General features: G+C 69.7%; 1 protein-coding gene. It reads right to left on the reverse strand.

Annotation, left to right across the window (positions count from 1 at the left end):
- Positions 1–337 (reverse strand): ubiquinol-cytochrome c reductase iron-sulfur subunit (gene petA, locus EN869_RS33860; protein WP_128334418.1); only part of this gene is annotated, 337 nt, incomplete at both ends.

Genomic DNA, 337 nt, shown 5'->3' on the forward strand with positions numbered 1-337 from the left:
CCGAGGTGGGTGCAGACCTGGACCATGACCATCCAGGCTTCCTTGCCGGGCGTCGTGCGGTTGGCGTCGGTCGCCGGAGCGTCGGCCGGCAAATTGGCGTTGCGGGCGATCGGGTCCTTGAGGTCGGCGAGATTGACGGCCTCGCCGTCCTTCATCTCCTTCTCGGTGCGATTGCGCACCACGACCGGCTTGCCGCGCCACTTCACGATCAGCGACGTTCCCGGCGTCAGCGACGAGACGTCCACTTCGACCGAGGCCAGCGCCAGCGTCGAGGCGTCGGGGCGCATCTGGTCGATGAACGGCCATGCGACGGCCCCCGCGCCGACCACGGCGGCCG

This window comes from Mesorhizobium sp. M2D.F.Ca.ET.226.01.1.1 (genome assembly GCF_004022705.2).
Classification (GTDB): Bacteria; Pseudomonadota; Alphaproteobacteria; order Rhizobiales; family Rhizobiaceae; genus Mesorhizobium.